Genomic DNA, 15984 nt, shown 5'->3' with positions numbered 1-15984 from the left:
AATATGAAAAAACACCTAATCGCTATTGGTTTATCAATATGCTCCTTGTGGTCAGTAGCTCAAACCTCGTCTCAATGTGCAAGAAATTTAGCTGAAGCTGAGCTTGCATTTGAACAAGGTAGATTATCTGATATCATTAATACATATAATAATTCAAGTAGTGGATTTACCAAATGTTTGAATGATGGGATCTTCTCAGTTGATGAGGAGATCAGAGCATATAAGCTACTAACGAAGGCTTATTTGTTTCAAGATGATGAAGCCAAGGCGGAGGAGATGTTTGTTAATTTACTTAAAGTAGATAAAGAACATCAGTTAGCTGCAGAGGATCCTGCTGAACTTTATTTATTAAGAGATAAATTTAAGACAGAACCTATATTGAGAGTTGCTGTCAGAGGTGGGTTTAATAAGTCCTTACCTAAGGTTATTCAAAATTTCAACACTTTTCAATCCGGTGATAAGCGCTATAATGAAAAAGGAAATGATACTGGTTTTGGGATTGGCTTTTGGGGGGAAATATTAGCTGAAAGACATATTACTAAAGGTATTGAGGTAGCAGCTGGGGTTCAGTATCGAATTGCGACTTATGAGATTGAAGGAGAAATGATTCAAAATGATCTTAATTATGTTGCAAAAAATACCAGCAACATGTTAAGGTTTCCACTCCTTGTTCGATATAGTCTTAATTATGATAAAAAGGACGGTGATGGAAATAGAGTTGGATTATTACCTTATGTATTTGTAGGAGGTTCATTTGATCTTACCTTAAGTGCAAAATATGTAGACGCTAGAAGAACAGGTGGCACAGCATATACACTTCCAGTTGGAAGCGATGATTTGAAGGCAGAAAGCCAAGTAAGAACTTCTAATATTTCTTTAATGGCTGGAATCGGAACTCGATTCAGAGTTGGAAGAGCTAAAGTAGATTTCTTTTCTTTAGAGTTAAGATATGATAACGCATTATTGAATTATATAAATCCTGATAACAGGTGGGCAAATGAAGATTTGAATTATGGAATTGGTCATGTTGAAGATGATTTGACCTTAAACACTCTTTCAATATCATTCGGTTATACCCGTTCATTATATATTCCACGAAAACGTAAGCAGTACCGCTAGTATATGAGATACTTACTACTAATTTTTGCAGCTACTTTTTTGGTAGTTTCTTGTCAAATTGAAGATGACAATGCTCCGGCACCGGAAGAAACGTTCATTAAATACTTTGGTGAATTAACTTCTTACGAAGCTAGTGATATTGAAATCATATTTGAAGGTGAAACTCCTATTGGTTTGGCGATATTTGGTACAAAAGTGAATGATTTAGGGGATAAAGATTTTTACGTATTACGTACCGACTTAGATGGTAATTTAATTGATTCCACATCCGTTGGTTTTGTCAATCAAACATTGAGAGATTTTACTGGAGACGGAAATCCAGATAGTTTTAGAGGTGAAGAAACATCAGCTCAAATACAACCCATACCGGGCGGTGGATTTATTATAATTGGTACCTCGGGTATTACTGAAACCGTATTAGGTATTTCTGATTTTCAACTTTTATCGTTAGGATTTCTTGCTGATGATTTAAGTATAATCGGGGATTCCTTACTTGTTCTATCCTCAGAAGTTGATAATGTAGATCTAGATCTTGTAGGAAATGATGTGCTTATTTTATCAGATGGAGCTATTCTTATGGCAGGAGCTAGAGAAGTTGATAGAGGCGGAGGGATTACTGATTTTGATAATTATTATATCAAATTCAATTTAAATAACGATGAAGTGTTATTTGAAAACACTCAAGGTGTTGCTGGCGAGGATGATGTGTTAGTTAGAGCATTTGAAAAAGATAACGGTAATATTGTTTTAATTGGATACAGTAATTCACCAAGTCTTTTGGGTGAGAATAATAACAATAACGGTTCTAATGTTTATTTCCTTGAAGTATCTTCAACTGGAACGCCAATAAATTTTGCTTCATATGGGTTTGAAAATACTGACAATAATGTGGTCTATAATGAACAAGTTAATAACGCAATAAGTACGGCATCGGGCTATACGATTGTAGGAACCTCTGTAACCTCAGAAGATGAAAGCTTTTCTTTTGTTATGAACTTGAGTAATGATGGAGTATTTCTAAGTGGTACTAATCATAACAATTCTATCTACAATACTACTAACAATAATGGGGAAGTAAGTGTAGTTCAGACCCAAGGTTTTGGTGTTACTCAAGCCTTAGGCAATGATATAGTTTTACTGGGTCAATATGAGTCCTTAATCGCTGAAGGTCAATCACGTGGAGTTGAAGGAATGTTCGTTAGATTCGATCAAGCTGCGCAGCCTATTGAAGGGGCTGAATCTTTCTTTGGTCTAGCAGATGGAAATGACAGAATAGTAGATGCTGTTACGTTGCCAGATGGTAAGATAGTTGCCGTTGCCAATGTTGACTTTGGTGGTGGTGTACAACTTATTTCAGTAATTAAGATGAATCCTGATGGTTCACTTGATTAACATCTTGGAAAAGTACAAAAATTACCCCTTATTTTCTTATCCAAATAATCATAGTCTATATCGAAAAAATGATAGAGACTTTTGAATTAAATAAACCTTTCTGGAAATTCACTTTTAGGTTAGTTTTGAATTAAATTATGCCTTATTACCACCAGTCGAGACCGTTTAGACTTTATCGCTTAATTGATCCAACTATGAGACAACTCAGCTGCTTAACTACTTTTATTTTAATCCTTCTAATCTCATTTTCTGGCTATTCCCAGAGTATTACAATCAATACACCCATTGAAGTAGATGATATAGTAAATGCTTCAGAATCTGGTACTGTTACAATATCGGGAACTAGTACAGGTGGTGCTGTTGATATGACAATAGTTAGAGTAACTATTGGAGGTGTCACAAACGACGCCACAATTTCAGGTGCTGACGGACCGTGGACTGTAGACTTAGATATTTCAGGTGAGTCAAATGGGCCTCTTACTGTTGCTGCAGTTTATGATCCTTTAGGTGCTGCAATTGTTGCTACAAATAATAATTATGCAATTACATTAGATCAGGCGGATCCAACGGCTACAGTAACGGTAGATAGCGATCCAATATCACCTAGTGATTTAACACAAGTAGTTACAGTCACTTATAATGAGGCTATGGATCCGTTGACCAACCCGGCAATTTCATTTAGTTCAAGTGGTAATTTCACATCCAATGCAGATGGAGCTTGGACAGTTGGTAATACTGTATGGACCGAGTCATTTACTCATGATGGCACATCAGAGCAATCTTTTACCGAAACAGCAGATGTGTCATCTAGTAGTGGAGCTACCGACGTTGCTGGCAACCCAGATATTGGAGATAGTTCACCAAGTTTTGTATTAGATACCCAAGCCCCAACGGCTACAGTTACAGTTGATAGTGATCCAATTTTCCAAGGGGATCTTGTTCAAGTAGTTACAGTTACCTATGATGAAGCAATGGACCCATTAACCAATCCTGCGATTTCTTTTAGTTCGAGTGGTAATTTCACCTCTAATTCGGATGGAGCATGGACGGTAGGAAATACAGTTTGGACGGAGAGTTATACGCATGATGGTACAGCAGAAGAGATAGCATCAGAGACTGCAGATGTTGCTTCGGCTAGTGGAGCTACAGATGTTGTAGGTATTGCAGATGTGGGCGATAGCTCACCTAGCTTTGTAATAGATACCCAATCACCAACTGCTACGGTAACAGTCGACAGCGATCCGATAACATTAGGAGATCTTACGCAGGTAGTTACGGTTACCTATGATGAAGCGATGGACCCTTTGACCAATCCAACAATTACTTTTAGTTCGAGTGGTAATTTCACCTCGAATGCGGATGGTGCTTGGACTTCAGGAAATACAGTTTGGACGGAGAGTTATACTCATGATGGTACAGCAGAAGAGATAGCATCAGAGACAGCAGATGTTGCTTCATCAAGTGGAGCGACGGATGCCGCTGGAAATGCTGATGTCGGAGATAGTTCTCCATCATTTGCAATTGATACACAAGCACCTACAGCTACAGTAACAATAGATAGCGATCCAATATCACCTAGTGATTTAACTCAGGTAGTTACAGTCACCTATGATGAAGCGATGGATCCATTGACCAATCCAACAATTTCATTTAGTTCAAGTGGTAATTTCACCTCGAATGCAGATGGAGTATGGACAGTTGGTAACACTGTATGGACCGAGTCATTTACTCATGATGGTACTTCAGAGCAATCCTTTACTGAAACAGCAGATGTGTCATCTAGTAGTGGAGCTACAGACGTTGCTGGCAACCCAGATATTGGAGATAGTTCACCAAGTTTTGTATTAGATACACAAGCCCCAACGGCTACAGTTACAGTAGATAGTGATCCAATTTTCCAAGGGGATCTTGTTCAGGTAGTTACAGTTACCTATGATGAGGCAATGGATCCATTAACAAATCCTACAATTTCTTTTAGTTCTAGTTTAAACTTCACCTCTAATGCAGATGGAGCTTGGACGGTAGGAAATACAGTTTGGACGGAGAGTTATACGCATGATGGTACAGCAGAAGAAATAGCATCAGAGACAGCAGATGTTGCATCAGCTAGTGGAGCTACAGATGTTGTGGGTATTGCGGATATAGGTGATAGTTCTCCAGGCTTCGTAATAGATACTCAATCACCGACTGCTACGGTAACAATCGACAGCGATCCAATAACGTTAGGAGATCTTACGCAGGTAGTTACGGTTACCTATGATGAAGCGATGGACCCTTTGACCAATCCAACAATTACTTTTAGTTCGAGTGGTAATTTCACCTCGAATGCGGATGGTGCTTGGACTTCAGGAAATACAGTTTGGACGGAGAGTTATACTCATGATGGTACAGCAGAAGAGATAGCATCAGAGACAGCAGATGTTGCTTCATCAAGTGGAGCGACGGATGCCGCTGGAAATGCTGATGTCGGAGATAGTTCTCCATCATTTGCAATTGATACACAAGCACCTACAGCTACAGTAACAATAGATAGCGATCCAATATCACCTAGTGATTTAACTCAGGTAGTTACAGTCACCTATGATGAAGCGATGGATCCATTGACCAATCCAACAATTTCATTTAGTTCAAGTGGTAATTTCACCTCGAATGCAGATGGAGTATGGACAGTTGGTAACACTGTATGGACCGAGTCATTTACTCATGATGGTACTTCAGAGCAATCCTTTACTGAAACAGCAGATGTGTCATCTAGTAGTGGAGCTACAGACGTTGCTGGCAACCCAGATATTGGAGATAGTTCACCAAGTTTTGTATTAGATACACAAGCCCCAACGGCTACAGTTACAGTAGATAGTGATCCAATTTTCCAAGGGGATCTTGTTCAGGTAGTTACAGTTACCTATGATGAGGCAATGGATCCATTAACAAATCCTACAATTTCTTTTAGTTCTAGTTTAAACTTCACCTCTAATGCAGATGGAGCTTGGACGGTAGGAAATACAGTTTGGACGGAGAGTTATACGCATGATGGTACAGCAGAAGAAATAGCATCAGAGACAGCAGATGTTGCATCAGCTAGTGGAGCTACAGATGTTGTGGGTATTGCGGATATAGGTGATAGTTCTCCAGGATTTTTAATTGACACTCAGCTACCCACTTTTATCGATGCAACATTTTATGATAATGATACAGATGGTAGTGTTGATGAAATTCTATTGGAATTTTCTGAGGATATGGATGAATCATCTTTTGATGCAGCAGATTTTGATATTGGAGGTGCAGGATTAGGAGCAGTTTCATTTTCTGTACTTGCTGCAGCATCTGCCAATAATGGAGTTGATGCCACAGAAACAGATGTGTATGTTACACTTTCTGTTGATCTCAACTCAACTGATGATCGAACAATTGTTTATACCCAAAATGATGATGTAACAGATGTGTCAGATGTTGTAGGCAACCAAGCTGCAGACAATGCAGGACTTACAACAATAGATTTAGCTGCGCCTGTCCTTACAGATCTTAGAATTGAAGATACTGATAATGATGGAGTCATTGATCAAATGACTTATGTGTTTAGTGAGATTGTATTCGACATTGCAGGAGGAGTTATTGATGGAGATATTGGGACCTTGACGATGCCTGATGGTGCTACATTTGATGGAGGTGGTGGAAATGCCTTAGGTGATGCAAATGTTTCGCTTACCAACGATGGTACTTACGGGCTACTTGTTATGGATGTCGACGCAGCTGGCTACACAACTGTAGGAACAGATGCTTTAGCCGCAGATGGTACGGGTGCAGCAGCTAATTTCGATGATGACCAAGGATTAGTTGGGATAGAAGTCACTGAAAATATTGATGATCGTGCCAAGCCTCGCATCATGAATGTGTCAATTACAGGTAATTCAATAGCTGATGTCACTTTTAGCGAACCTATTTGGGGTAATTCTGGAAATTCAGCCCCTGTTACTGCAGCTAATTTTGCTATTACACTTGCTAGCCTAACTGGTGAGACAATAGATGCGATAAATGCTACAAGTGTTGAAAATTCAGCTGATCCAAATGCCTTGGTGGGAGGAGAAGATGAGATAAGAATATTTTTTAGTTTTTCAGGAACTCCAACAGGCGGTGAAACACTAACTATAGATACTGATGGAGGTATCTTTGATGACTCGAATAATAGTGCCGATGCTACACAATATCCTACCGATAATGAAGATGATTTATCTCCACCTTCAATCCCAATATTGACAATTGCTGAATGGGTTGATCAAAATAATGATGGAGATATTGATGGAGTAGCTATTACATTTAGTGTGGATTGGGATATTGATGAAGATGGTCCTGGAGATAGTGGGGATGGTTTACAGTGCTTTGAAATTAGAAATGGTGCATCTTTAATTACTCAAGATGGAGTTGATTATGATGCACTTTCTACGAATGGATTTTTTAATGCAGGAATATTTGTGACATTACAGTTTACAGGTGACCCGCAACCTGGAACAGCGATTGGGAATTTAAATCTTACATATATTAATGACCCTGGAGGGAACGATAGAATTGAGTCCCAATCTACAAATGACGATTCTCCGGTGGGTGAAGTGGTTACTAATGGTGGATTGTATTATGATGGTGCTGCTCCTCGATTTGCTAATTTTTCAGCCACAATCTTAGATGATGATGCTGACGGAAACGTAGATAGAATTCAAGTTGATGCTCAAGACAATATTGATGATTCAGCCATTGATCCTTCAGAGTTTACCTATAATGGAGTTGCGGCTACAGGTATTGCTAACGATGATGATAACGATGAAAGTTTCACCCTGTTATTCGATGGAAATGGAACAGGTGTTGAAGGAGATTTTGTATATACCATAGGGGGGTCGTTGTTGGATACTGCTGCTAATGTTAGCAATGATGGTACAATAAATGCAGCGTCTATTACTGATGGCGCTGGTCCTGTAATTCTTAATGCAGAAACAAGAGATACAGAAGCAACACCTGATGGACTTATTGATGAGATATTAATTACCTTCTCTGAAGACTTAGATAATGTATATGGAAGTGCTGCTAATTTTTCTGTGGATGAGGGTGGAGATAATTATGCTGTGGTTTCAGCAACTCCAGGTCCCGGTGCAGATGAAGTTACATTAGTTATTACTGAGGGAGCGTTTACTGGAAATGGGACTTGGCCTGCCGCCGTGCTAGGTAAGGATACATACATTACTCCTGATGTAGCAATAACTGCAGGATATGGTGATGATGCTGCAGGTGCACTTACACCTGCTCAAACGTTTACAAATACTTCTGACGGTGCAGCTCCTTACAGTGAGGTGGACGTATTAGCAACTAATGATACAAGCCCGGAAATTACTGGTAGCGTAGATGATCCAAATGCAACAGTTCTTGTTAATATTGGAACCTCAACGGTGCCAGCTACCAATAATGGAGATGGTACATGGACATTGGCAGATAATAGCATTACAGGACTTTCGCTTGGAGCAGGTCAAGAAGTAACCGCTATTTGTGTAGACTTATCAGGTAATACCGAGACTGATGTTACTTCTGGAGAATTAACAATCAATGGTGGTGCTGATATTACTAATGCCACATTAACTGGACTATGTATTGCTGATGGTTATCAGCCATTGGGAGATATTCGAATATTGGAAACTGGCAATGGAGATTTTGGTGGTTCTGGAACGATTCTTCTAACTCTTCCGGCAGGATTTGAATTTGACACATCAATTCCAGCAGTTTCTGATGGAAGCAGTACATTGGTAGATATTACGGTGGCATACGCATATATAGGTACAGCCACGCTTCAAATAACAGTAACCTATGATGGATCGGATGATGGGATAGATGATTTGATTGTTGAGAATCTGGAAGTACAAGCTGTTACTGGAGGTGCTTCAGGAAATCTTGAACGAGCTGGAGGTACTGCCGCATTATCTACAACAGATACAAATTATGCTACTCTTTCAAGCCTTTCGGCGCCAGCTGATATTACTTCACTAGAATTGGTAGGACCAGGCACTCCGTTAACTTCTTATACAGCAAGATTTATTCCAAGGGTAACTATTAATCATGCTGTTGGTCCGGTATTTATCGATGGGGAGGATGTTGTGTTTTCCGGTGGAGCTTCGGGTACAATTGTTAGCGGAACATTTAGTCCAACTTCATTTGACATGTACTTAACCGATGGTACTGTTGGAGACAATGAAACAGTTACTGGACAGACAAGTGGTGAAATTGGTACTACGTCAACATCAGCTGTTGGTGTGTCGGATATTTTGTTTGATTACACATTAAATGCAAATCCAGCTGTCCAAGCAAATTGGTATGATGGTGCTGGAGCATTGATAAATTCAAATGGTGCAAACAATAGTATCGCATTATCTGCGACTACACCTGGTTTGTACACATATGGAATTTCGGATGGTTTACTTACTGCAGGTAATTGCGAGAGTAATCCACTACCATTTAATATTCATATCTACGATGATGTTCACCCTGATAATAATGAAAATACGTTCGTTACAAAGACTTATGTAGTAACTGATGAACGCGATACTATTTTTATGAGTAATCCAGCAGGTCATACGGTTTCCATTACAGGAAATGGTGTGTCTGTTATTGGAGGTGGAGCGGATCCGCTTCAAGCAATTTTTGATCCTGCGATAGCTGGGGATAATGGAGTAGGTGGACCTCAATCTCATACAATTACATACACAATAACAAATAATACTACACTTGAGTCGGCGACTGAAACTGTCACTTTCACTGTTGAACCAGAAACAGAAATCTTTACTGGTCCTCCAGCTAAAGAATACTGTGACTCGGAAGGAGTAATTACTGTTACGGTGGACAACACAGGTTTTAATCTACCTTCATCATTTGTAAATCCGTATATCCAGCGCGTAGAGGCTGCTGCTCAAAATTATGGTGGTTTGAATATCGATTATGATGGGCCAAACTTTGAAATTGGTAATTTCTCTGGAACGAATACGCCTTATGAAGTAGATATAGATCTTAACTCTTTAGGTATTCCTGCTGGCGAATTTGAAAATATTCGATTTTTAAGGGTTGTGATTGATGCATTGGGAGTAAAGCGAGTAGATGCAACCAACTATTTTCTTGTATACGGAGATCCTGCTTTAGGATTCTCTAACCTTTCACTAGGTGATTCTTTTTGTTCAAATGATGGTGAGTTCACTATTAATAGAAACATAAGATATGTTTCGTCAGTGGATGATTCAGAACCAAATTCACCAGTAGCGACCTACTTTAGCGAGACAGATGCTTCTATTACTAATGGATACATTCTATACATTAACGATGGTGTATCTAATGATGCTCCTTCCTATGGGTTTGGATGGAATTTAGTTCAGGACTTTACCCATGATGATGGAGGAATGATTGATGATAGAGATCGATTCTTCCCTGGCAACCCAGATCAAGATGGAAATACTGTCGAAGATGAATCAGGAAGGTATTTGATTGAGTATACATCAGAGGATTCCGGTCCTAATAATTGTAGTACAACTATTTATACTGAAATAGATGTATTTAATCAACCAAGTGTTCCAACTCTTGATGCTGCTACAATGACAGCTGGAAGCACCGTTGGCTTAATCAACAATTCTTCGCCAGATGCTGGAGTGGATGCTGATGAATACTTATTGGAATACTGTGTAGGACAGGATATTTCATCTATGAATATCTATAATCAGGAAGCATGGGTAGCAGCAGAAGCCGGAACGGCAGATGATATTTGTTATTATGAGTATAATGCTGCTACCATGGAATATGATCTTTTAGGTTGTAGTTCTACGGGAATGCCATTCTTTGCGGCGCTATCTGTACCGAATACTGCAACGGAGCTATCAGTCGATGAAACCATAGAGTTCTTTATGACACAGCAGCTTAATGGATGTGAATCTGAGTTCAGAAAAGTAACAGTTACTGTGCATCCTTTGGCTCCTGCTCCTACGATCACAGATACAGATGCTACTTTATTTGCAGGAGAATATCACTTGGATTTTTGCGCTGACAATGGCTCTTCTGTTTCTCCAGTTTCCTTTGAAATGGAAGCTTTAGGTACGAATGAACAATATGAATATATCGTAACAAGATTTAATTCAGCAAATGTTGAGGTTTCTGACGATTCGGTTAGAATTAGCTCTAGGGATATTCCAATCATTGCCATTAGTGATGGAGAACGTCATGAATATAAGGTTCGAAAAGTTGATAATATAAATCCAGATGGTACATCTTCATTCACAGGTTGTGTTGGTGGTGAAATCTCAGTAATTATCTATGGTTTTGAAGAGCCAACTGCGGTAACCGCTGCAGATTTTGATTTAAATACTCTGGAATATCACGTTGGTGAAAATGCGACTGCTCTTGCAGATTTTGACCATACTGCCTTAGCTGATCAATATACTTGGTATGAAACTAATGTGCCTGGTGGAATGATGGGTACCCCTGTTGCAAGTGGAGGTTCATTCCTTGCTTCAAACTTGACTGGTTTCGATCAGAGCACTGTTACAACTCCATATGTTGATGATGTATACACGTATTATGTTACCAGAACTTCGAATGTGGATTCGGATTTTGGCTTCGATGGTTGCGAAAGTACGGATGTACCAACAGCTGTAACAATTACTGTACACTCAATACAGCGACAACCAGATATAGTTTCTGACAATTCTGCGAGTGGTATTAATACTACTGCATTTACAGATCTAAATGCTAGCGTCATCACAGATCCTGATGTTGATTACTATTTCTCCATTTGTACGGATAGACTAGAGGCTGTAAATCTGCTAGTAGCTTCTGAATCGTTGTATGCAGGCTCTAGTAGAGTCTTTAGATGGTATGATTATGATATAACTGGACCTGGGACAAGAGGTACGGAATTTACAACGGATGGAAGTGGTACAGCTAGTTTAGCAGAGTTACAGTTGACTGCCCTTAGTGGTATTTCGACATCTACAGATAGGTATTTTGAAATAGTTCAAGTTACTGATAATGATGTTTTCGAAGGTACTGAAAGTGAAAGCACCTTAGTAAGAGTACAAGTCTCACCTCAAGATGCTATTGAATTCAGAGATGATGCTACGGATCTTGTTTTTGGTGATGAATTCTGTAGAGATGAAGCCCTTGGGAATATTCAAGTCGATTTGTTTGCAGATGGTGGTTCTGCTGGTTCTGCGAATGTTCAATTTGAGATTGTTTCCTACTTAGACAATACTGGAACAACACCATTTACAAGAACGGCAACAATTGATCACACTGCTGGAGCCTTTACGGTTGGTGAAGTGATAACGGGAGGGACCAATGGTGAAACAGCAATTGTTGTCTCTGATGATGGATCTACAATGACGGTCACAGCTATTTCAGGTAATGGCTTTCTAGTTGGTGAGACAATCACAGGTGGAACTAGTTCTACCTCTGAAACAATTAATACGATCACTACCGGTTTTATTGACGGAAATCCAGACCTAAACTTTATTTTACTTCATGATGGAGTAGATGGTTCGCAAGATGTGGGAGGTTCTCCGACGGTGCATGAAATCAACATGATTTATTTGGATCCAACAACTCTTTGTGAAGGCTTTGCTTCTAAAACAATTACCATAAACCCAGATCCTTCGATTTCTTTCTTGGTAGATGGAAATGATATTGGATCATTTGGAGTTGGAGAAGATCAGTTTTGCTATGAGGATGGCATAATTAAACTTTTAGGTAGCCCGAGTGGTGGAACGTTCACAAGCTCAGAACGAGGTGTTTTACCTGCCAATGCTGAAGGTGGAGCAGACTTTAATACTATTGATGAACACAATGCTTTTCATGGAGTAACTGGTACCGATGGAGAATTTTTAAATAGATCTACCATTGTAATAACCTATGATTATACTGATGCAAATGGATGTGATAATTCTATTAGCACTACGCTTTATGTAGATCCTCAACCTGAAGTTCTGGAAGTCACTGGATTGCCAGCTACTGATTTAGCGGCAACAAGACCTAGTAATTTTATTAGAATGACTAATTTCTGTGAAGATGCAACTGCAGTTGATTTGGAGATTCAGATGATAGATCCATTAGATACAGACCCGGGTAGCATTGAAGAGGATGATTACACTGGATATCAATTTGATTGGACAATTAACGGTAATGATTTTATTGTTAATAATGATAACGTCTTGAATTATGCTCTAGGAGCTGGTGAAACTAATTTAGTTGTTCAAGTTGTTGTGACAGATATTAATGGATGTTTTGAAACATTCAATGAGACACATTTTCTTCAGGAACTACCTTCCTTGGATATAGTAGGAATTTCTGATGGGGATTCTTACTGTGCTGATGATGTCGATCCAAGTGACGGTGGTTCTACTTTAGGATTAACTGATGCAACTGAAGATGGAAGTAGTTCGACTAATGCTATTGCGGTTGGAGACATTGTTAGCTGGTCTATAGATTCATACAATGAAGTTGATGGGGTAGCTGCGGCAGTTCAGATAGCATCAGGTGCTGGTTCATTTCCTGCTGTTGATTTAGATGCTTGGCATACAGATGCTGGACTAGCTACGCCAGGAACCTTAGTTGGTGGGAATGCTACTTATCATATGATTACTATCGTTTATCAGGATCCTAGCAGAAACTATCAAGGTACTGCTACTATGTGTAGTAATTCTGTGACTGAAACAATCATTATAAATCCAACTCCTGATATTGCAATAACACTCAATGGCGTTGATGCGGATAATCTTGAGTTCTGTTATGATGATAATATTTCTTTGCAAGGTATTGACCTAAATACAGGTTTAGAACTAAACGGAGGTACCCTGAATAGAATAAGGATATGTGATGAGTTTGGTGGAAATTGCTCTACTCCAGTATCATCAAATGGTTCTGCTACAATTGCTGCGGCAACGTATCATGGAACTAATCCTGGAGATGAATTCTTGGATCAATCAAGTCATACAATACAGTACGAATATCAAGATGAAAATGGTTGTGAAACCACTGTACTTAGACCATTTATGATTAATCCTAGACCAAGGTTTTCTGGTGATATTATTCAAACTGCAAGTACCTGTGCGACTGAATCAGTTGAATTGTTTGTAGATATGACAGATGGCGCGAGCAATTATACATTTACTTGGTTTATAAATGGTCAAGAAGTTAACGGAGTTGATGCCATAGATGAAGATGGAAATAATAATGATGAACGAATCACTTATGATTTTGCAGGTCAATTATCTGCTAATTTCGGTGTAACTGCGACCTATACTGGAGCAGGTGGAGGAAGTTTTACAACTAGTTGTGTTACTAGCATTACGAATCAATCCATTACAGTAGGTGCAGAGCCTATTCCTGCAGTGTCATGGGTTGGAACTACTGCAGGTGGTGCTGTAATCGATCCGGTTGGCAATCCTGGAGTTTTGGTAGGTACTGAATTTACAATTACTGAAGATAACCCTACGTTACCGGATGGCGATGTAGATCTTGTGCAGCTTGAAATTGATGGAGATATTGTGTTTAGTACAACAATGCCGACATTCCCGCTTACCTTTAATTATGATCCGGATGATGCTCTTTATAATTTCGATACATCTGGAGAATATGTTGTGAATTTAACTATGAACACCACTGCAGGATGCGATGTGACCTTAAGTCGAAATATTCGAATATTGCCACATGTTACAACAATTAATCCTTCGGTTGCTTATTCTGAGTCATTCGAAACAGCTGCATCCTTTGATTTGACCTCAGGTGGTTGGTTAATAGATTCACTTTCTCTAGATGGTAAGACCTACTACGATACAGCTACTTCATGGACTCGCAGTAATACCGGTATCCCAGGAACTACAGGTTTAATTGATGGAGGCGGTGCAGTGTTTACATCAAATAACGGGTCTAATGGTTATGGAGCATCGGAGGTATCCTTCGTTTATTCTCCATCATTCGATCTAAGTAGCTTTACTGCACCTACTGTTAGTTTCCTTAGATATGAGGATTTTGAAACTGATAAAGATGGAGTTGTTTTTCAGGTTTCAGTAGATGATGGGAGAAGCTGGCAAACGGTAGGTACTTATGACGATGATCTTGAGGCTGAAGGCCTGGCATCTACTCCAGGATGGTATAACTCAGATGGTGTATCAAGTGGTCCGGGCAGTTCCGCACCGGGTAATGCGACGGCTAGCAATATTGATGAAGTTGGTTGGGCGAATAATAGTGATTGGCAAGAAGCAATATCGCCAATTGAAGTAGATCCTGTACAAAGTGGATTTGTTAGATTCAGATTTGCTCTTTCTGCTCAAAATACCGTGAAGACCACGGATGGTTTTGGTTTTGATTTGGTTCGAATTTATGAACGTAACCAAGTAGTATTACTTGAATTATTCTCTAGTACGTTACTTCCAAGTAGTGTAGTTGTGAATGACACAGTAAATACAAGACCTCAATATTCAGGTGCAGATATTTTAAAGATTAATTATTTCACCGATTTGGCAAATGGTACTGTTGTTCTGAATGATTCTATTGATGAAATAAATCAGAAAAACATTATTGATCCGGGCGCAAAGGTTGTATTCTACGGAGTGGGTGATGTTCCAAGTCTAGCTATAGCTGGTGATATAAATACTGTAATACCATCAGAAAATCCATATTCATTGTTAAATGCTAAACTGGCCAATGCAAGGTTGAATAATCCTGCATTTGAAATTACCCTAAATGCTTCTGTAGATACTGATGGCAACCTTGTCACTAGCGCAGATTTTTCTGCGACTGCACCATTTAGTGATAGAGCTGAATTGGCATTATTCCTGGCTGTTGTAGAACCAACTGTTAATGTTCCGAATAGTACAAGATATGGTTACTATGGCACAGTTGCAGGTGATCCATCAAGTCCATTGAATAATCCAGTTATTGAGAATGTCTTTAGAAAGATGCTTCCTACTGCAGCTGGTCAGTATGAACAAGGTCCAATAACTAGTGGCGATGTGAGAAGTATTGACCAACAGGTTTGGCCGATAAGTAATATGTTTGATCCTTCTACCGTTCGTGTTATTGCGTATGTTCAAGATCTAAATACAATGCAGGTTTATCAAGCTACATTCGTTGATATAGCAACTGGTCTTTCGAATAATGTTCTTGGTGTAGAAGATGATATCGATGAATTGAAACTTTATCCGAATCCGGCTGACGAAGAAGTTACTTTGGAGTTTGCAGACGGAGTTTCTGAGGATAAAGAATGGATAATTTTTGATCAGGCTGGTAGAGAAGTTCTTAAAGGTTCTGTTGAAAGAGGAACACGTACAATGACAGTCCGTACCAGTGATCTGCCTTCTGGATTGTATTTCATTCACTTATATGGTGAAGAGCAGGAAAGACAAACAAAACGTGTCATGGTAATTCACTAAAGACACTCAATAGCAATAGAAAAGCCCCTGATGT

General features: G+C 39.2%; 3 protein-coding genes. All 3 read left to right on the top strand.

Going from position 1 to position 15984, the window contains the following annotated elements; genetic code table 11:
- Positions 1–3 precede the first annotated feature (3 nt).
- The 3 genes from ACY650_RS18840 to ACY650_RS18830 all read left to right on the top strand — a co-directional run bounded on the left by ACY650_RS18840 (position 4) and on the right by ACY650_RS18830 (position 15950).
- Positions 4–1119, top strand: coding sequence for an outer membrane beta-barrel protein (locus ACY650_RS18840; protein ID WP_462249977.1), 1116 nt, complete (start codon positions 4–6; stop codon positions 1117–1119).
- A 3-nt stretch (positions 1120–1122) separates the two neighbouring features.
- A complete protein-coding gene (locus tag ACY650_RS18835) occupies positions 1123–2511 on the top strand; it encodes an NHL repeat-containing protein (protein ID WP_462249975.1) in 1389 nt (462 codons plus the stop codon).
- 194 nt (positions 2512–2705) lie between these two features.
- On the top strand, positions 2706–15950 hold the full coding sequence (locus ACY650_RS18830; protein WP_462249973.1) for a T9SS type A sorting domain-containing protein: 13245 nt from the start codon (positions 2706–2708) through the stop codon (positions 15948–15950).
- Positions 15951–15984: the final 34 nt, after the last annotated feature.

Origin of the sequence: Ekhidna sp., from assembly GCF_963691765.1 — a bacterium.
GTDB lineage: Bacteria > Bacteroidota > Bacteroidia > Cytophagales > Cyclobacteriaceae > Ekhidna.
Note: the sequence above shows the minus strand (reverse complement) of the source record. Positions and strands in the feature narration are given on the sequence as shown.